Annotated in this window: 14 protein-coding genes and 2 pseudogenes; 12 read left to right on the top strand and 4 right to left on the bottom strand. The window is 69.6% G+C overall.

The features are described from left to right. Window positions 1–18 precede the first annotated feature (18 nt). Window positions 19–1,758: a thiamine pyrophosphate-binding protein gene (locus tag ACIRB1_RS37315; protein ID WP_403468646.1), complete on the bottom strand. Its 1,740-nt coding sequence runs from the start codon at window positions 1,756–1,758 to the stop codon at window positions 19–21. Further along, window positions 1,755–3,260, bottom strand: coding sequence for an aldehyde dehydrogenase family protein (locus ACIRB1_RS37310; protein ID WP_403468645.1), 1,506 nt, complete (start codon window positions 3,258–3,260; stop codon window positions 1,755–1,757). The genes ACIRB1_RS37315 and ACIRB1_RS37310 overlap by 4 nt, the downstream gene beginning before the upstream one ends. A gap of 154 nt (window positions 3,261–3,414) precedes the next feature. On the opposite strand from ACIRB1_RS37310, the gene ACIRB1_RS37305 reads away from it, so the two are divergent. The 8 genes and pseudogenes from ACIRB1_RS37305 (at window position 3,415) to ACIRB1_RS37270 (ending at window position 11,046) form a co-directional block, all read left to right on the top strand. Further along, the gene (locus ACIRB1_RS37305) at window positions 3,415–4,191 is read left to right on the top strand and encodes an IclR family transcriptional regulator (RefSeq protein WP_352182873.1); all 777 of its coding nucleotides are present in this window, start codon (window positions 3,415–3,417) and stop codon (window positions 4,189–4,191) included. A gap of 44 nt (window positions 4,192–4,235) precedes the next feature. Then, a complete protein-coding gene (locus ACIRB1_RS37300; protein ID WP_403468644.1) occupies window positions 4,236–5,441 on the top strand; it encodes a CaiB/BaiF CoA transferase family protein in 1,206 nt (401 codons plus the stop codon). Next, a complete protein-coding gene (locus ACIRB1_RS37295; RefSeq protein ID WP_403468643.1) occupies window positions 5,438–6,259 on the top strand; it encodes a citryl-CoA lyase in 822 nt (273 codons plus the stop codon). The genes ACIRB1_RS37300 and ACIRB1_RS37295 overlap by 4 nt, the downstream gene beginning before the upstream one ends. 9 nt (window positions 6,260–6,268) lie before the next feature. Continuing rightward, a pseudogene (locus tag ACIRB1_RS37290) lies at window positions 6,269–6,334 on the top strand (hypothetical protein); the annotation flags it as partial. Between the two features lie 77 nt (window positions 6,335–6,411). Beyond that, entirely contained in the window at window positions 6,412–8,571 is a 2,160-nt protein-coding gene (locus ACIRB1_RS37285; RefSeq protein WP_403468642.1) for a PQQ-binding-like beta-propeller repeat protein, read from the top strand. A 14-nt stretch (window positions 8,572–8,585) separates the two neighbouring features. Beyond that, on the top strand, window positions 8,586–9,560 hold the full coding sequence (locus tag ACIRB1_RS37280; RefSeq protein WP_403468641.1) for a ThuA domain-containing protein: 975 nt from the start codon (window positions 8,586–8,588) through the stop codon (window positions 9,558–9,560). A 90-nt stretch (window positions 9,561–9,650) separates the two neighbouring features. Beyond that, entirely contained in the window at window positions 9,651–10,259 is a 609-nt protein-coding gene (locus ACIRB1_RS37275) for a dihydrofolate reductase family protein (RefSeq protein WP_352182868.1), read from the top strand. Window positions 10,260–10,473: 214 nt separating this feature from the next. Then, window positions 10,474–11,046 carry a TetR/AcrR family transcriptional regulator gene (locus ACIRB1_RS37270; RefSeq protein WP_352182867.1) on the top strand — a complete coding sequence of 191 codons (573 nt, stop codon included), beginning with the start codon at window positions 10,474–10,476 and terminating at the stop codon, window positions 11,044–11,046. Window positions 11,047–11,341: 295 nt separating this feature from the next. On the opposite strand, the gene ACIRB1_RS37265 is transcribed toward ACIRB1_RS37270, so the two are convergent. Both ACIRB1_RS37265 and ACIRB1_RS37260 read right to left on the bottom strand, forming a co-directional pair. Next, window positions 11,342–12,352 carry an NADP-dependent oxidoreductase gene (locus tag ACIRB1_RS37265; protein WP_403468640.1) on the bottom strand — a complete coding sequence of 337 codons (1,011 nt, stop codon included), beginning with the start codon at window positions 12,350–12,352 and terminating at the stop codon, window positions 11,342–11,344. A gap of 191 nt (window positions 12,353–12,543) precedes the next feature. After that, the gene (locus ACIRB1_RS37260; protein WP_403468639.1) at window positions 12,544–13,146 is read right to left on the bottom strand and encodes a TetR/AcrR family transcriptional regulator; all 603 of its coding nucleotides are present in this window, start codon (window positions 13,144–13,146) and stop codon (window positions 12,544–12,546) included. 683 nt (window positions 13,147–13,829) lie between these two features. On the opposite strand from ACIRB1_RS37260, the pseudogene ACIRB1_RS37255 reads away from it, so the two are divergent. The 4 genes and pseudogenes from ACIRB1_RS37255 (at window position 13,830) to ACIRB1_RS37240 (ending at window position 18,117) form a co-directional block, all read left to right on the top strand. Continuing rightward, window positions 13,830–14,896: pseudogene (locus ACIRB1_RS37255) on the top strand (alkene reductase). Between the two features lie 76 nt (window positions 14,897–14,972). After that, on the top strand, window positions 14,973–15,824 hold the full coding sequence (locus ACIRB1_RS37250) for an alpha/beta fold hydrolase (RefSeq protein ID WP_403468638.1): 852 nt from the start codon (window positions 14,973–14,975) through the stop codon (window positions 15,822–15,824). Between the two features lie 245 nt (window positions 15,825–16,069). After that, the gene (locus ACIRB1_RS37245; protein ID WP_403468637.1) at window positions 16,070–16,936 is read left to right on the top strand and encodes an alpha/beta fold hydrolase; all 867 of its coding nucleotides are present in this window, start codon (window positions 16,070–16,072) and stop codon (window positions 16,934–16,936) included. Between the two features lie 281 nt (window positions 16,937–17,217). Continuing rightward, a complete protein-coding gene (locus tag ACIRB1_RS37240; RefSeq protein WP_403468636.1) occupies window positions 17,218–18,117 on the top strand; it encodes a DUF72 domain-containing protein in 900 nt (299 codons plus the stop codon). Window positions 18,118–18,139 lie beyond the last annotated feature (22 nt).

Below are 18,139 nucleotides of genomic sequence, written 5' to 3'. Positions count from 1 at the left end.
TCCTGGGAGAAGGGCAGTTCAGTCGGTGAAGGACCCGCGGTAGATGTCCTTGATGTTCCAGTGGCCCGGCGTCGGCACGGGTTCGTTCACCATCGGTACGTCGATGACGGCGGGCCGGCGTCGCGCGATCGCGTCGGCGAGGGCCTTGGCGAGATCGGCGGGGGTGGCGACGGTGTATCCGTCGGCGCCGCAGGACTGGCCGAGCGCCGCGAAGTCGGGGCTGTAGGGCTGCCCTTCGGCATCCGTGAACGCGCAGCCGTAGGACCGGCCGAACGACGCTGTCTGAAGGTCGGCGATGGTGCCGTGGGCCCGGTTGTTCATCACCACGAAGAGGACGGGCAGCCCCTGTTCGACGGCCATCGGCACGGCGGGCAGCTGGGCGCTCATGCCGCCGTCGCCGACGAGTGCGACCACCACGCGGTCCGGCTGGGCGATCTGCACCCCGATCGCGGCGGCCGGTCCGAAGCCCATGGTCGAGGCTCCGCCCGGGGTGATGAACCGTCCGCCGTCGGGGAGTTCGTAGCACTGGGCGACGCCGTTCTTGTTCCAGCCGACGTCGGTGACGAGCACCGCGTCGTCGGGCAGCGCGTCGCGCAGGTCGGCGAGGATGCGCTGCGGGCGCAGCGGGAAGTCGTCGCTGCGTCCGTCCTGGCGGGCGGTGTCGAAGACGGTCCGCCGGGCGGCGGCGATGCTCGTGCGCAGTCCCTTCCTGCGCAGGGGCTCGGGCCTCGCGGTCCGTACGGCGGCGTCGATGGCCCGTACCGCGTCCCCCACGTCGGCGACGGCTCCGATCTCGACGGGGTAGTTGCGGCCGATCTCGGCGGGGTCGATGTCGATCTGGAGGAGCCGGCTCGGCGGAAAGTTCCAGGTGTGGGCCGGATCCCAGGAGCTGGCGTCGGTCTCGGCGAACCTGGTCGCCAGCGCGAGGACCACATCGGCGTTCCTGGTGTGGTCGTGCGTCGTCTCCAGGCCCCAGAAGCCCGGCATGCCGAGCAGCAGCGGATGGTGGTCGGGCAGCACGCCCTTGCCCATCAGGGAGTGCGCGAGCGGGATGTCGAGGTGTTCGGCGAGGTTCAACAGGCCCCGGCCAGCGGCCGGTTCGCGCAGTCCGCCGCCGAAGTAGATCAGGGGGCGTTCGGCGCTCAGCAGTGCCTGCGCGATGCGTTCGGCGGTGTCCCGATCGAGAGCGGGCAGGGCCGGGCCTCCGGGCAGCGGGTGTTCTCCCGCGTACTCCTCGACCTGCCGGTTCCACAGATCCATCGGAACGTTGAGGAGTACGGCGCCCGGTCGCCCGGAGACAGCCGTCCAGAATGCCCGTTCCGTGGTGCGGGCCAGGTCGTTGACGCGGTGGACATGCCAGGCGCGTTTGGTGAACGGGCGGTAGATCGCGGTCTGGTCGGCGTCCGCGTGGAGGTTCACCTCCTGGTGCGGGTGGCGGCCGTAGTAGTAGGAGGGGATGTCGCCGGAGATGACGACCAGCGGGATGGAGTCGAGGGCCGCGGTGGCGACGCCGGTGACCGCGTTCATCATGCCGGGCCCGACATGGGTGAGCAGCACGCCGGGTTTCCCGGAGACACGGGCGTAGCCGTCGGCGGCGTGGGCGGCGGCCTGTTCGTGGCGGGCGATCACGAACTCGATCGGGCTGGGGCCGAGCGCGTCGAGCAGGGCGATGTTGGTGTGGCCGCAGGTGCCGAAGACGAACTCGACGCCGTACGACTCCAGTTGGGCGACCAGGGCCTCGGCCGCGGTGACGGTCATGCGCCGGTCCCTTCGTCCACCGTGCTCGCGTCGCCCCAGACGGACAGGCCCCGGAGCACGAGGGTCTTGACGACGGTGTAGTCGTCGATCATCGAGCGTGGGGTCTCGCGCCCGAAGCCGGAGTCCTTGACCCCGCCGAAGGGGACATGGTCGAGGCGGTAGTTGGAGCTGCCGCCGGCGATCAGCGCTCCGGTCTGGAGTTCGCGCCAGGCGGTGACGATGCGTGCCATGTCGCGGGTGAACAGGCCCGCCTGGAGGCCGTAGCGGCTCGCGTTGCAGGCCTCGATGACCGCGTCGAAGTCGTCGTACGGGAGCACCGCGACCAGCGCTCCGAAGACCTCGTGGACGACGACCGAGGCGGACTCGGGTGGCCCGGCGACGATGGTGGGCGCGGCCGTGGCACCGTCGCGGGTGCCGCCGCGCAGCAGGCGTGCGCCGGAGGCGGCGGCCTCGGCGGACCAGCTCACCACGCGTTCGGCGGCGTCGTCGTCGACCATGGAGCCCACGTCGGTGGCCGGGTCGAGCGGGTCGCCGACCTTCAGGGTGTCGACGGCGGCGGTGAAGGCGTCGAGGAAGGCGTCGTAGCGGGAGCGGTGGACGTAGACGCGCTGGACGGAGATGCAGCTCTGGCCGGAGTTGCTGTATCCGGTGCGGGCGCACTCCTTGGCGGCCTGGGCGATGTCCGCGTCCTCGCAGACGATCGTGGCAGCGTTCCCGCCGAGTTCGAGGACCAGGCGCTTGGCCCCGGCCGCGCGCGCCACGGCCCGTCCGCTCTTCGCGCTGCCGGTGAAGCTGATGACGGCGACCTCGTCGGCCCCGCACAGCAGCGCGCCGATCTCGGCGCCGCCGTGCAGCAACTGCACGGCCTGCGGGGGCAGTCCGGCCTCCAGGAGCAGCGCCACGATCGCGGCGGTGGCGGCCGGGGCCTGGGGCGGGGCCTTGACGAGGGTGGTGTTGCCGGCGGCGAAGGAGGCGCCGAGTTTGTGGGCGAGGAGGTTGGCGGGGGCATTGAACGGCGTGATGGCGAGGGCCACTCCGGCCGGCGCACGGTAGGTGAGGGCGGTGTTGCCGATGCCTCGCGCCCAGCCGGCGACGGGCAGGTTCTCGCCCCCGATGTGCCGGGCCTCGGACGCACACACCGCGAAGGTGTCCGCCACGCGGTCGATCTCGCCGCGCCCGTCCTTGACCGGCTTGCCCAGTTCCAGGGCGAGCAGCCGGGCCAGCTCGTCGCGGTGTGCGGTGGCGGAACGGGAGGCCCGGTCCAGGATGTCGGCGCGGGCCGCGGGGGCGAGCCCGGCCACGGCACGGGCCGAGGAGCGGGCGTAGGCGAGGGCCCGGGACACCTCCTCCCCGGTCGCGAGGGTCGTACGGCTGACAACTCGGCGCAGATACGGCCCCGTTCGGGTGGCGGCGGGACCTTCACCGCCCCACTGGCCCGCGATGTACGGGGGCGCCTCGACCACCGTCGCGTCCGCGCCGGCCTTGAGGAGTGAATCCAGCATGAGACCTCCGGGAAAACCGCTCAGTGGTACCGGTGGACTGCTCTGTGGGTCGGCGTGTAACGTACGGGCGCCAACTCGCGGTGGCAAGAGGACAGTTCAAGGAAGTTTCCGAGGGCGGTCCGTGGGGGCGGCCCGGCACGGAGGGAGAAGTCGCGTGGACGGGACCGAGCAGGCGGCCGAGGCGACCGGGGTACGCAGTGTCCGCAGGGCCCTGGACATTCTGGGGCTGCTGACCGAGGACCGGCCGACGGTCACCCTGCGGGAGATCGTCGACGCCACCGGCCTGGCGAAGACCACGGCGGTCCGCCTGGTCCAGACCCTGGAACAGAGCGGTCTGCTCTGGGACACCCCGGCCGGCTACACCGCCGGCCCCGGCCTGTGGCGCTGGGCGCATCTGGCCCACACGAGCTGGGAACTCCCCCGCGAGACACGCAAGTTGATGCGGGAACTCGCCGAGGAGCAGCAGGAGACAGTCAATCTCTTCATGCTGCGCGGACTGGCCCGAGTCTGCGTCGCGCAGCAGGAGAGCCCCCAGCCGCTGCGCCATGTGGTGCGGGTCGGGGACGAACTCCCGCTGTGGGCGGGCGCGTCGTCCAAGATCCTGCTGCGTACGGCGCCGGACAGCCTGCTGGCGAGGATAGCCCTGGACTCACCGCACGGCGAGGGACACGCGCGTCAGCTGCGGGTGTGGGCGGACATGGCGGCCGAGCGCGGCTTCGCGGTCAGCCGGGGTGAGCGCGACGAGGGGCTGACGGCCGTGGCCGTGCCGGTCCTCGGCCGCACCGGAGCCGTGGTCGCCGCACTGTCGCTCAGCGGCCCCAGCCACCGTTTCCCCGAGGCCGTCGTCCAACGTTTCGCCGACGCGCTCACCGCCGTGTCCCGGCAGATGTCGGAGCAGGGGTTCGACCATCCGCTCAGCCCGACGAAATAGCCCCCGTGTGAAGCCATCGCAGAAACCTCAGAAGGAGCCGGTGCATGCCCGAACGACCGCTCTCAGGAATCCGCGTACTCGATCTCACCAATGTGCTCGCAGGGCCGTACTGCAGTTACCACCTCATGCTGCTCGGCGCCGAGGTCGTCAAGGTGGAACAGCCGGGCAGAGGCGATCTCGCCCGGAACCTCGGCCCCGACCCGGAACTCAACCGGTCCGGTATCGGCGCCTCCTTCCTCGCGCAGAACGCCGGCAAGACGTCCCTCGCCCTCGACCTCAAGAACCCCGCCGACCGGGCCGACTTCGAGGACCTGGTGCGCGGAGCGGATGTCCTCCTCGACAACTTCCGGGCCGGGGTGCTGACCCGGATGGGCTACGGCGCCACCCGGCTCGGCGAGCTCAACCCGCTTCTGGTGAGCTGCTCGATCACGGGCTTCGGCCAGACCGGGCCGATGAGCACCGCCCCCGCCTACGACCAGATCATCCAGGGCCTGTCCGGGATGATGAGCATCACCGGCACCACCGACACCGCGCCCCTGAGGGTGGGATTCCCGGTCTGTGACTCGCTCGGCGGACTCGGCGCGGCTCTCGCGATCAGCGCGGCGCTCCTCGGCCGGGAGCGGACCGGGCAGGGCGCACGGCTGGACGTCTCGATGCTGGAGGTCTCCCTCTCGGCGATGGGCTGGGCCGTCTCCAACTACCTGGTCAGCGGGGTCGATCCGGAGCCGATGGGAGACCAGAACGCGACCGCCGCGCCGTCCGGAACGTTCGAGACCGCGGACGGCGGACTGAACATCGCGGCCAACCGTCAGGAGCAGTTCATCACGCTCTGCCGGCTCGCCGGGCTGCCGGGTCTGGTCGACGATCCGCGCTTCGCCGAACGCGAGGCACGCAAACGGCACCGCGCCGAACTCAACACCGAACTCAACACGGCACTGCGCCGCAGGACCGCCCTGGAGTGGGAGGAGATCCTGTCCACGGCCGGGGTTCCGGCGGCCCGCGTACTGACGGTTCCCGAGGCGGTGGAGCTCGAACAGCTCGCGCACCGCGGCTTCTTCACCGAACTGCCCTACCCCGACGGCTCGGACCGCACCCTGCGGGTCAGCGGCAACGGCGTCCTCGTGAACGGCGAGCCCCTCCCCCCGACCTCCCCGCCGCCGCTGCTCGACCAGCACAGCGAGGAACGCACCACGCTCGTCGCCCGCTGGCGGGCACACGGCCGCACGGCCGCCGAAGCGCCGGCCTCATGACCACCGGGCCACAGGACGGCCTGGTCGCCCAGTGGTGGGCCACCGCCGTCAGCCGGATCGAACCCGGCATCATCGAACTGCGCGAACATCCCGTCCAGGACCTGATCGGCCACGCGACGTTCGTCGAGATCATCTGGCTGCTGCTCCGCGGCGAACTCCCGCGCCCCGCACAGGCGCGACTCCTGGAGGCGGCCCTGGTGGCGGGCGTCGACCACGGTCCGCAGGCGCCCTCGATCGCCGCCGCCCGGATGGCCGCCACCTGCGGCGTCGGCCTCAACAGCGCGGTGGCCACCGGGGTCAACATGCTCGGCGACGTCCACGGCGGAGCCGGCCAGCAGTGCGTGGAACTGCTCGACGAGATCACCCGACGACACGACCAGCAAGGCGAGTTCGAACGCGCCGTGGCCGAAGTCGTCGCTGAGTGGCGGACCCGCTCGCGCTATCTGCCGGGCTTCGGCCACCGCTTCCACCCCCACGACCCGCGCCGCGATCCCCTGCTGGCCCTGGTGGACCGTGCCGTGGCCGACGGACTGGTCGAGGGCGCCCATCTGCGGGCGGCCCGTGCCGTCGAGGCGTACGTCAACCGCGGGCGCGAGGGGAAGAAGCCCGTGCCGATGAACATCGACGGAGCCACCGCGGTCATCTACGCCGAGCTGGGCTTCGCCGCGCCCCTGGCCCGCGGCCTCTTCGTGCTCAGCCGCAGTGTCGGCATCCTCGCCCACGCCTGGGAGGAGACCGGGCAGGGCCGGCGCAACAAGAGCCCCATGCCGCCTTCCATGGTCCCGGTCCACCTGGCGGTACCAACTCCACCCGCCTAGACCTCGGTTGGCACCCGCTCCACGAAAACCTTCTGCCGCACGTCTTGTCACGCGCGGACGCCGTCCCTAACGTGACGCTCCATCACGCGAACCCATTCTGCGGGTTTTGCGAACCATCTGGTGGACCTTGATCGAATCGAGGGAACTCAACGATGGAAAGACGCTCCTTCCTCCTGACGGCCGCGGCGGGCAGCGCGGCCACGGTCTCCGCCCTGACCTCCGCGACCGAGGCCTCCTCCTCCGACTCCGCCGAACTGGCGCTCCCGGTGCCGGCGCAGTCCGCCGCGCTCGGCACCACGGGGGCCGACTGGCCCAAGGCGGGCGGCAATTACGGCAACCAGAACCACTCCACGCTCCGCACCCTCACCCCGAAGAACGTCAAGAGGCTCGGCGGGGCCTGGCACGTCAACCTGGAGGGCGGCTCGACCGCCGCCTACCAGCAGTGCACGATCGTCGTGCAGAACGGCGTGCTGTACGTCGAGACCACCCAGCAGAACGTCTTCGCCGTCGACGGCCGTACGGGCGACGTCATCTGGAAGACCAACCTCGGCACGGAGACCACCAACATGCGCGGCGTCGCCGTGGCCGAGGGCAAGGTCTTCACCATCTCGGGGGCCAACATCGTCTACGCCCTCGACCGCGAGACCGGCGCCGTCGTCTGGCAGAAGCCGCTCATCGTGGAGGACAACGGCGGTGACGACGGGTGCAGCAACGACAGCGGCCAGTGCGGCGGCAACAGCGGCGGCCTCGCGGGCGCCGTCGTCCACTTCGACGGTCTGATCTACGTCGGCACCGAGGGCTCCACCGCCGGCGCCCGCGGCGGGGGCTACGCCCTCGACGCGAAGACCGGTGACGTCGTGTGGACCTTCTGGGGCCCGCCCGGACCCGGCGAGTTCGGACACGACACCTGGGAGGGCGACTCCTGGAAGACCGGCGGCGCCGTCCCCTGGATCCATCCGGCGGTCGACCCCGAACTCGGCCTGGTCTACTGGACGTTCGGCAACCCATACCCCCGCACGGACGGCTCCTCGCGCGGCGGCGACAACCTCTTCGCCAACTCGATCGTCGCCATCGACGCCAAGACCGGCAGACGGCGCTGGCACTTCCAGTCCGTCCACCACGACATCTGGGACGCCGACAACGTCATGGCACCGGTCCTGGCCGACCTCCTCGTCGACGGCAAGCGGCGCAAGGTCGTCGTCTACGGCTCCAAGACCTGCATGTTCTACATCCTCGACCGCCGCACCGGCGAGGCCGTCCACGGCATCGAGGAGCGCCCGGTCCCCCAGCACGCCGACCACAAGACCTCCCCCACCCAGCCGTTCCCCGGCGGCGAGCCGTTCACCGACCCGTTCCCGCGCTTCGACAAGGCGACCAGACCGGTGCCCTTCTACCCGGTGGGTGGCCTGTACTCCGTCTTCTGGGACCGGGCCACGATCATCTTCCCGGGCGCGGGCGGCGGCGGGGACTGGGGCTTCCCGTCCTTCAGCCCGAAGACCGGATACGTCTACATCGGCTACGGCCTGGTCAACTCCTCCTACTCCAACGCCCGCGGCGGCAGGGTCAACACCGCACGCCCGCTGGGAGAGTTGTTCGGAGGCGGTCTGGTCGCCATGGACCCGCGGACCAACACGGTCGCCTGGCGCAAGGAGGGCGACTGGTCCCTCGCCCACGGCAACGGCATCCTCACCACCTCGGGCCGGCTCCTCTTCCAGGGCCGCCCGGACGGCGTCCTCGAAGCGATGGACGACACCAGCGGCGAGACCCTGTGGACCTGGCAGTGCGGCGCGGGCGTGAACACCGTGCCCGTCTCCTACGAGATCGACGGCGAGCAGTACGTGGCCGTGCTCGCCGGGGGCAACGGACTGCCCTTCCCCGACATCCCCAAGGGCGACCACCTGTGGGCGTTCAAGCTCGGCGGCAGGGTCGCGCCCGCCCCCGCACCCACCCCGCCCTCCCGGCGCAACCAGATCCGTGTGGCCGCCGTGACCGGCGCGACGGCACACAACACCATCACCCTCGGCCGGATCTGGAGCACCACCACCAACTCCCCCGGCGCCACCGAGAACACGGTGGCCCAGAACGCCATGGCGCCGCAGCACCTCACCGTCCCCGCCGGTACCGAGGTCACCTTCACCAATCCCGCCGACAACAAGCAGGCACACGGAGCGGCCGCGTTCTTCGACGCCGAGTTCGACACCGGTCTCCTGATGCCGGGCCAGTCGTCCACGCACACCTTCGCCAAGGCCGGCGAGTACTTCTACAACGACCCGGCCTTCCCCCAGTCCACCGGCAAGATCGTCGTCCAGTGAGAGGGCCGACCGCCATGACGGCACGAACCCGCGCCCCGCTGTCCATCGCCCTGGCGATCGTCCTCATCGCCCTGGCCGCCTTCCTCGGCGGCCGCCACCAGGCTTCCGCCCAGTCACGCCCCGCCGGCGCACAGGAACTCGGCGACCCCGACTACGGCGTCTGCCGCGGCACCAATCCCACGTGCTACCACGACTGGGGGAACTTCACCCCGGCCGTCGACGGCTACAAGGTGCTCCTCTACACCCGCACGGCCGGACCCCGGCACGCGGACCTCGGCCCCGCCCTCGGCACCGGCCTGGACCCGGCGCTCACCGCGGCCAACGTCGTACAGAACGCGATCGTCCAGCTCGGCCAGGCCAACGGGTTCGCCGTCGACTGGACCGAGGACGTCACCCAACTGGCCACCCCGTCCCAGCTGTTCAAGTACAACGCGGTGATCTTCTTCTCCACCAGCCGTGACACCCTCGACGACGCCGCACAGACCTCGCTGCGCCAGTACATCCGGGGCGGCGGAGGCTTCGTCGGCATCCACAACGCGTTCGGCACGGAGTACAACTGGCCTTGGTACGAAGGTCTGTTGGGCGGCGCCAACTACTACGACCACGGCCCCGAACAGGCCGGCACCGTCGTCACCCAGGACCGCCACGACTCCTCCACCGAGGGTCTCCCGACCCGCTGGAACTTCACCGACGAGTGGTACAACCTCGTCCCGGCGCCGTCCAAGGTCCGCCTCCTCGCCACCGTCGACGAGTCCACCCTGCTCCAGGGTGTCACCGGCAGCATGGGCCACCCCGGACACGGCAAGGTCCACCCGATGGCCTGGTGCCAGTACTACGACGGGGGCCGCGCCTGGCTCACCACCCTGGGCCACGACGCCAAGGACTTCAGCACCGACGGCTCCTTCCCGGGCGCCGCGCAGTTCCAGAAGCTCGTCCTCGGCGGCATCGAGTCGGCGATGGGCAGGACACCCTTCTGCCGGGCGCCGTGACCCGCGCCGACGGGACGCCGGTGCCGCGGCTGTTCCACCGATGAGTTTCCGGCGGCCGTGCGGTCTACCCGTCGAGGAAAGGAGCGCACCATGCGCGAGATCATCGTTTGTACGTTTCTGACGCTGGACGGCGTCATGCAAGCCCCGGGCGGCCCGGACGAGGACGCCGAGAGCGGCTTCGAGCACGGCGGCTGGCAGAAACCGGTGGACGACGACGAGGTCGGCGCGGCCATCGCCGGTTGGTACGCGGACTCCGACGCGATGCTGCTCGGCCGCAAGACGTACGACATCTTCGCGTCGTACTGGCCGACCGCCGATCCCGCCAACCCGTTCACCGAGCGGATGAACGCGATGCACAAGTACGTGGCGTCCCGGACCCTGACGTCCGTCGAGTGGCAGAACTCGACGCTGCTGGAGGGCGACACCGTGGACGCCGTACGCAGGCTGAAGGCGTCCGAGGGCGGCGCAATCAACGTCGTCGGCAGCGGCGACTTCGCCCAGACCCTCATGCGACACGGCCTCGTCGACGAGTACCGCCTGACCATCCACCCGGTGATCATCGGCACCGGCAAGAAACTGTTCGCGGACGGAGCGATCCCCACCGCGCTGGAGCCGGTCAGCGTCTCGACGACGAAGGGCGGCACCATCGTGGGCGTCTACCGACCGAGCGGCAAGCCGACCTACGACAGCTACGCGTAACCCCGGCGCCCAGCCCCAGCCCCCCTGGGCTCCCCTTTCCAGCCGGAGGCGTTCCGGCCACCATCCTGGCCGTACGGATGGCCGGAACGTGGCTCGGCGTGCTCGACCTTGCGCCAGCAAACACGACCTGCCGACCGTAATATTACATCCGTCAGACCATAGACTAGGATGGGCACACGAGGCAACGACCCAGCTGAGTTGACGGAGGAACCCGGTGGCGCGCTACACCAAGGAGCACAAACAGGTGACCCGGCAGCGGATCATCGAGCGGGCCGGCCACCGGTTCAAGCAGGACGGCATCGACGGCTCGGGCATCGCCACGCTGATGTCGGACGCCGGACTGACCAACGGAGCCTTCTACGCCCACTTCGACTCCAAGGACGACCTCGTCGCCAAGGTCGTCGCCGAGCAGCTGCGCGCCCAGGTCGAGCAGTACGGCACACTGCGGCCCGGCCGCGAAGGACTCGAGGACTTCATCCGCTGGTACCTGTCACCCGAGCACCGGGACAACCCCGGCGACGGCTGCCCGTCCGCAGCCCTCCTCGACGAGATCGGCCGCTGCGGTGACGCGACCAAGGACGCCTACACCAACGGCGCCACAGCCATCCTGGACGAACTCGCCGCCCGCCTGACACCCGAGGATCCGCAGTCCGCCCGCGGACAGGCCATCGGCCTCTACACCATGGCGGTCGGAACGCTGCAACTCTCCCGCGCCCTCTCCGACCGCAAGTTCTCCGACGAGGTCCTCGAACAGGGCATCGAAAACGCCCTCGCCTTCATCCGCTGAGGCCAGCTACCGGCAGGACGCCCGGTGCCTTCCACCCGGCTTGTCCCGCGTCAGACGGGTGGTCAGCCGCGCGGTTCCGGCGTCCGCACGTCTCCCTCCACATGAGGAGATGCGACGGAGCAGCCTGTCGCTGTCCGCAGTGCCGTGTGCTCCGCCCGTTCACCGAGCCGACCGTCCAGACCGGCTCGCAGGTCCATATGGGGCGCCTTGATCATTCCGCGTCGCCCCTTGGGGAAAGGGTGCGGCTGTCGGTGCGCGCAATTAGTGCGCCGGGCGGAGCAGACGGCGGGCCGATTCAGTGCGGGACCTGGTCCAGCGTGACGACGACCTTGCCCTTGGCGCGGCCCTGATCGACGTAAGCGATCGCATCGAGCGTCTGGTCGAACGGGAACACTCGGTCCAGGACGGGGTGCAGGTCCCCGGCCTCGACGAGCTTGGTCAGCTCTCGCAGCTGAGTCCCGTCAGCACGCATGAACAAGAACGAGTACCGAACGCCCAACCGCTTCGCCTGCCGCCGGACGCGGCGGCTCAGCGCGGTCATCGCCATGCGCAGCAACGGTGGGGCTCCGATCTGCCGGGCGAAGGCGGGATCCGGGGGACCGCTGATGCCGATCGCCAGGCCGCCGGGCTTCAGCACAGTCAGCGACTTGGCGAGCGACCGGCCGCCCAGGGGGTCAAGTACCACGTCGTAGCCGGTCAGGACCCTGGCGAAATCCTCGTGCTTGTAGTCGATGACGAGGTCGGCACCGAGGCTTTTCACCCAGTCCATGTTCGCTGTGCTCGTCGTCGTCGCGACAGTGGCGCCGAGATGCCTGGCGAGCTGGATCGCCATCGTGCCCACACCGCCGGAGCCTGCATGGATGAGGACCTTCTGGCCGGCCCTCAGATTGGCTCGCTCGACGAGTGCCTGCCATGCCGTGAGGGCGACGAGGGGCAGCGCGGCGGCTTCCGGCATGGACAGCGAGGCCGGCTTGGGCGCGACATCGTCCTGGTGGACCGCGATGTACTCCGCGAAGGTACCGATGCGGCTGTCGCGAGGCCGTGCGTAGACCTCGTCGCCCGGCTTGAATCCGCGCACCGCAGGGCCGACGCGGGTGACGACCCCCGCGACGTCGTGCCCCAGCGTGAACGGCGGACGATGCGGCAGGATGAACTTGAACTCCCCGTCCCGAATCTTCGAGTCCAATGGGTTGACGCCCGCCGCGTGCACCTGGATCAGGACATCGCCGTCGCCCGGATCGGGTTCCGGCACCTCGACAGCTCGAAGGCCGTCCTTGCTGAAGCGTTCGACAACGAAGGCTTTCATGTCCGCCTGCTCTCCCGACGAATCAGGCTCACGGGAACCGATGAGCCAATTGAATTACGAGCATACTTCAATCTAGTGAGTGGTGCGCACCGCAGGCTGTTCCTGCGCGAACATGACGCTGCTGGGGAGACCTCGGCGCCCTGCGCACGGGAGGGCGAATGGCGTGCACAGCCTTCCCGCGGACGCCCCACTCAGTGCGCCGCCCCGGTGCGCTCGGGCTCAACTCCCAGCAGGGCGAGGGCGTTTCGGATGCCCTGCTCGAGGACTTCATCGGCGAGCTGCCGGTCGGCGAGGGCGCGTGCGAGCTGGAGCGTTCCCGCCATCATGGCGTAGGCGCCGAGCGCCTTGGTGCGGGCCGAGAGCGGGTCATCCGGCGCCAGGCGGGCGGCGATGCCGTCGGCGACCATGAGTACGCCGTCGGTGTAGGCCCGCTTCGTCGGGTGCGTGCAGCGGCCGATCTCGTCGAGCAGGGCCGCGGACGGGCAGCCTGCGTGGCGGCTGTCGCGGTGCCAGGGAGACAGATACCAGCGCACGATCTGTTCGAGGCCGGCGCGGCCTGGCTCCGCATGCGCGACGATGCTCGCGTTCTGCGCCCGCAACTGGTCGGCGATCGCGGCGGCCACGAGGTCATCCTTGGACGCGAAGTGGGTGTAGAAGGCGCCGTTGGTCAGCCCGGCATCCTTCACGAGTGCCGCGATGCCCGAGCCGTCGATGCCGTCCTCCTTGAAACGGCGGCCGGCGGTCTCGACGATCCGCCGCCTGGTCGCCTGCTTGTGCTCTTCCCTGTACCGCACCGCACCCTCCCCTGCACGCCGGGAGGGACGCTCGCCCTCCGTCGACTCCTCCAATGTATTGCATTGTGAACGTAATTCAATTACTCGGGGCACAGGTGGTCGTATGAGCGGGGGCGGGCCACTGCCCCACACCCTCACACGGACGCGTCCGACGCCGCAGATGGGCCGCTTCCAACACCGGCTCACGCGCCACCCCGCAATGCGCCGCCACACCCCCCGACGTCAGCCGCCCGGCCGCCGCACCGCGCAAGACCGGAAGGATCGCCGCCCGCGGGGTTGAGTTCGGACCGGCACGGGTTGCCTCCCGTTCAGGCCATAGCACCCCCCTCCGAAGAGGCAGCCCGCCTTCTCGCGAATGCCCGTATCGCAACAAGCCGTCTCACACTGCCCGCCCATTCGACCGCCCCGCACTCTCGCCGACAGCGCACCACAGCCCGCTCCTCCACCGGCGCAGAGACCCACCCACTTGCGCTTGGCGGATACCTCATGAATAGTATTACAGGCGTAATTCAATGTGCTCGCAGGGCGCGCCGACCCGGTCGGCGACTCTCGTGACGGGACATGAGCGGACGTAGAAGGCAGGAAGTCTTCGTCCTCCCCACTCCCCTCCGGCCCTGCCGACGCGCTGTTCCTGGCCGGCCATCACCCCTCATGGCCAAGCCCTTATGACTTGAGGACACTCCATGCTCGACGCCCTATGGACCCCGACACTCGCCGGAGACATCCCGCTGCCGCACCGGCTGGCAATGGCCCCTCTGACCCGCAGCCGATCCACCCCGGAAGGGGTACCGACAGCGCTGAATGCCGAGTACTACGCCCAGCGCGCCTCCCACGCCCTCCTCATCACCGAGGGCACCCAGCCCTCCGCGGACGGGCAGGGCTACCTGACCACCCCCGGCATCTACTCCGAGGAGCAGATCGCAGGCTGGCGCAAGGTCACCGACGCCGTACACGCCGCCGACGGACGCATCGTCATCCAGCTCATGCACGTCGGACGCATCTCCCACCCCGACAACACCCCCCACGGCCGACAGCCCGTGGCCCCCTCCGCGATCAAGCCGGCCGGTGTCACCTTCACCGCATCCGGACTGCGGGAAATGCCGGAGCCACGCGCACTGTCCACCGAGGAAGTCACCGCGACCGTCGACGACTTCCGCCGCGCAGCCGCGGCTGCCATCGCCGCCGGCGCAGACGGCGTAGAAATCCACGGCGCCAACGGCTACCTGGTGCACCAGTTCCTCTCCACCCACACCAACCAGCGCACCGACCGGTACGGCGGCTCCATCGAGAACCGCATCCGCTTCGCCGTCGAGGTCGCCGCCGCCGTGGCCGACGAGATCGGCGCCGGCCGCACCGGCATCCGACTCACTCCCGGCAACCCCTTCAAGATCAACGACCTCAGGGAGAGCGACACCGACGAGCTGTATCCGACCCTCGTACAGGCCCTCGCCCCGCTCGGCCTCGCCTACCTGCACATAGGCCATGCCGGCGACGACGATCTCCTGCACACCCTGCGCAAGCTGTGGCCGACCACGCTCCTGCTCAACCGGGCCGGAACCGACATTCCCACCCAGCCAAGGACGTCGAAGACGGACTGGCCAACGTCATCACCGTCGGCTCACTGGCCCTCGCCAATCCCGACCTCGTCGAGCGCATCCGCGTCGGCGCGCCCCTCAACGCTCCCGACCCGGACACCTTCTACGGCGGCGGTGCGGCCGGTTACACCGACTACCCCACTTACACCGGCTGAGGGAACGCCGCGAGACCAGGCCGGGACCCCGCAACCTCCCGACGCCCCGATCGCACACCCACGAGAGAAGAACATCATGAGCACGTACCTGGCAGACCAAGCCGAGGACCTATCCGTGAAGGGGCCCTCCGCGACGTTCACCTACCGACGGATGGGCCCGCAGGGCGGAGTCCCGCTGGTCCTGCTGAACCGCTTCCGCGGGACCATCGACTGGTGGGACCCGGAGTTCCTGGACTACCTGGCCGCCGAGCACGACGTGATCGTCTTCGACAACGTCGGCGTCGGCCACACCGACGGCGAGCCACGCGACTCCCTCGAGGGATTCGCCGAGGGCGCCATCGAGTTCATCGAGGCACTCGGCCTCGCTCAGGCCGACCTGCTCGGCTGGTCACTGGGCGGCATCGTGGCCCAGCGTGTGGCCGTGCGCCGCCCCGAGCTGGTCCGCAAGCTCATCGTGGCAGGCAGCGGCCCGGCCGGCTGGGTGCCCGACGCACCGCCCTTCAGCGACAAGGTCCTGGGCATCATGGCCAAGCCCGACGCAGACCTGGAAGACTTGCTCTACCTCTTCTACCCCGAGACGGACACGGCCCGCGCATCCGGGCACGAGCACTTCACCCACGTCTCGACCCGGCTCGCCGCCGACGGCCCCACGGTCTCCGAGACGGCGGCGCAGGGGATGCTCACCGCGGCGGCTCAGCTTCTGGCAGCCCCCTTCGACGAGGTACGGGCGGAACTGGAAGCCATCCAGCAGCCGGTCCTGTACGCCAACGGCACCGAGGACGTGATGATCCCCGCCCACGCCTCCTACGTCGCGGTGCAGCACCTCGCCGACGCCACCCTCGTCCTCTACACCGGCGCAGGCCACGCCTTCCTCTTCCAGCGCGCCAAGGAGTTCACCACCCAGGTGACCAACTTCCTCGCTGCCTGACACACCGGGGCGGGTACCACCCCACAGCCACGTGGGCGGCACCCGCCCCGGCCACGACATACCAGCGCCACTCGACTTCGACTCCTCCTCGTCACCGGCGCCACCTTGCGCCTTAATGGAATTACGTTCATACTTTAATCATCGATGCGCAGCACACGGGCCTCGACCTCGCGGTGCACCTCCTCTCCCAGAAGAGGCCCCTGGTGCACAGTCCGCCATAAACCCTCGCAAAGAAGGACATGGACATGAATGACAAGCAGGAAGCACGCAGCGACGTGGTGACGTCCTACAAGGACGCGCCGACCCGCACCCTCACCGCCGACGGAGTGACCTTCGCCTACCGCGAGCTCGGCCCCCGATCCGGCACTCCGATCGTCTTCATCACCCATCTCGCCGCGGTGCTGGACAACTGGGATCCGCGGGTCGTCGACGGCATCGCCGCCAAGCGCCACGTCATCACGTTCGACAACAGGGGCGTCGGCGCCTCCAGCGGTTCCACGCCCCGCACCATCCAGGAGATGGCGAAGGACGCCGTCACCTTCATCCGGGCCCTCGGGCTTGAACAGGTCGACATCCACGGCTTCTCGATGGGCGGCATGATCGCCCAGGTGATCGTGCAGACCGACCCGCAACTCGTCCGCAAACTGATCCTTTCGGGCACCGGTCCCGCAGGGGGCGAGGGCATCAAGAACGTGACGGTGCTGTCCCACCTGGACACGGTCCGTGGACTTTTCACCCTCCAGGACCCCAAGCAGTTCCTGTTCTTCACCCGCACCGCCAACGGACGCCGAGCCGGCAAGGAGTTCCTGGCCCGCCTCAAGGAGCGCACCACCGACCGGGACAAGTCGATCTCCCCCATCGCGTACAGCAACCAGCTCAAGGCCATCCACCGCTGGGGCCTGGAGCAGCCCCACGACCTCTCCGCCATCCGCCAGCCCGTACTCGTCGCGAAGGGCGAGAGCGACAGGATGGTGCCGACGAAGAACTCGCACGACATGGCCCGGCGCCTGCCCAACGCCGAACTGGTGGTCTACCCCGACGCGGGTCACGGCGGCATCTTCCAGTTCCACGACCAGTTCGTGAAGACAGCCAACGAGTTCCTCGACCGCTAGCAGGCGCGAACCCCAGTCGGCGTGTGACCCGAAGACGTTGATCACCGACGACCGGGACGAGTTGCTCGCGCTCTACGACTTCCCGGCCGGGCGGGCACTGGGCCCACGAAGACGGTCAGCCCTGGCTTGGCGTGATGCCCCAGTGTGTTGCGCCAGAAATCCTGGGGGTTACGTCAGCAAGACCACACCGCACTGAGCCATTGCCGCCACCTATCCATATCCACCCCATGCGTTCCATCCCGCGCAGGAGCGAGACGTCACTTCGTGGGTACCGGTCCCGTATGGGCGAGATTCTTGTGGGCACCTGCTCGTGGACCGACCCGGCACTCGTGCGCAGCGGCTGGTACCCGAGGGGACAGCGGGATGCGGAAGGTCGGCTGCGCTACTACGCCGGACGGTTTCCGGTCGTCGAGGTCGACGCGTCGTACTACGCCTTGCCTCAGGAGCGCGTCAGCCAGATGTGGGCAGAACGCACCCCGGACGGGTTCGTCTTCGACGTCAAGGCGTTCTCTTTGCTGACAGGGCATCCCGCACGCAACGGCGTCCTACCGGATGGCATGTCGGCCGACGCGCAGGACAGCGGCGTACTCGACGAGCTGTGGGCGCGGTTCGCCGAGGGGATCGGCCCCTTGCGGAAAGCCGGACGACTTGGCAGCGTGCTGTTCCAGTTCCCGCCGTGGCTGCGGCCAGGACCCCGGGGCGAGCAGATCCTGTTGGAGACCGCACGGCGCACTGCGGGCTGGCCGGTCGCCGTGGAGTTCCGGCATCCCGACTGGTGGCGGCCGGACCAGGCCGAGTTGACCAGCGCGCTCCTCGCGGATCACGGCATGACTGCCGTCGCCGTCGACATGGTCCAGGGGCTGCCTTCTTCGATGCCACCCGTCACACCTGTCACCACATCCCGACTGGCCGTCGTACGTTTCCACGGGCGCAGCACGGCATGGGGACGAGGGAGCAAAGAAGACCGCTTCCGGTACAGGTACTCCGATAGCGAACTCGCCGAGTGGATGCCTCGGTTGCGTGGGCTCGCCGAGCGGTCTGAGCGGGTCCACGTGCTCTTCAACAACTGCTGCGGTGACGCTTCGGTGCGGGCCGCGGAGCAGCTGGCGCACCTGATCCGGCAGGAAGTCAGCACGTGTTCGTCCCCCCGCCAGTCACCGCAGCCACCACGCTCGCAGTGAAACCGACGTCCACGTCGCCCGC

Origin of the sequence: Streptomyces sp. NPDC096013, assembly GCF_044763565.1 — a bacterium.
Classification (GTDB): Bacteria; Actinomycetota; Actinomycetes; order Streptomycetales; family Streptomycetaceae; genus Streptomyces.
The sequence above is the reverse complement of the archived record's forward strand: the minus strand, read 5'-3'. Positions and strand labels throughout refer to the sequence as shown.

Coding starts and splice junctions, on each gene's coding strand:
- ACIRB1_RS37300 (WP_403468644.1), top strand. CDS start 4,236: ATGCCCGAACGACCGCTCTCAGGAATCCGCGTACTCGATCTCACCAAT.
- ACIRB1_RS37315 (WP_403468646.1), bottom strand. CDS start 1,758: ATGACCGTCACCGCGGCCGAGGCCCTGGTCGCCCAACTGGAGTCGTAC.
- ACIRB1_RS37285 (WP_403468642.1), top strand. CDS start 6,412: ATGGAAAGACGCTCCTTCCTCCTGACGGCCGCGGCGGGCAGCGCGGCC.
- ACIRB1_RS37275 (WP_352182868.1), top strand. CDS start 9,651: ATGCGCGAGATCATCGTTTGTACGTTTCTGACGCTGGACGGCGTCATG.
- ACIRB1_RS37245 (WP_403468637.1), top strand. CDS start 16,070: ATGAATGACAAGCAGGAAGCACGCAGCGACGTGGTGACGTCCTACAAG.
- ACIRB1_RS37240 (WP_403468636.1), top strand. CDS start 17,218: ATGGGCGAGATTCTTGTGGGCACCTGCTCGTGGACCGACCCGGCACTC.
- ACIRB1_RS37280 (WP_403468641.1), top strand. CDS start 8,586: ATGACGGCACGAACCCGCGCCCCGCTGTCCATCGCCCTGGCGATCGTC.
- ACIRB1_RS37310 (WP_403468645.1), bottom strand. CDS start 3,260: ATGCTGGATTCACTCCTCAAGGCCGGCGCGGACGCGACGGTGGTCGAG.
- ACIRB1_RS37265 (WP_403468640.1), bottom strand. CDS start 12,352: ATGAAAGCCTTCGTTGTCGAACGCTTCAGCAAGGACGGCCTTCGAGCT.
- ACIRB1_RS37250 (WP_403468638.1), top strand. CDS start 14,973: ATGAGCACGTACCTGGCAGACCAAGCCGAGGACCTATCCGTGAAGGGG.
- ACIRB1_RS37295 (WP_403468643.1), top strand. CDS start 5,438: ATGACCACCGGGCCACAGGACGGCCTGGTCGCCCAGTGGTGGGCCACC.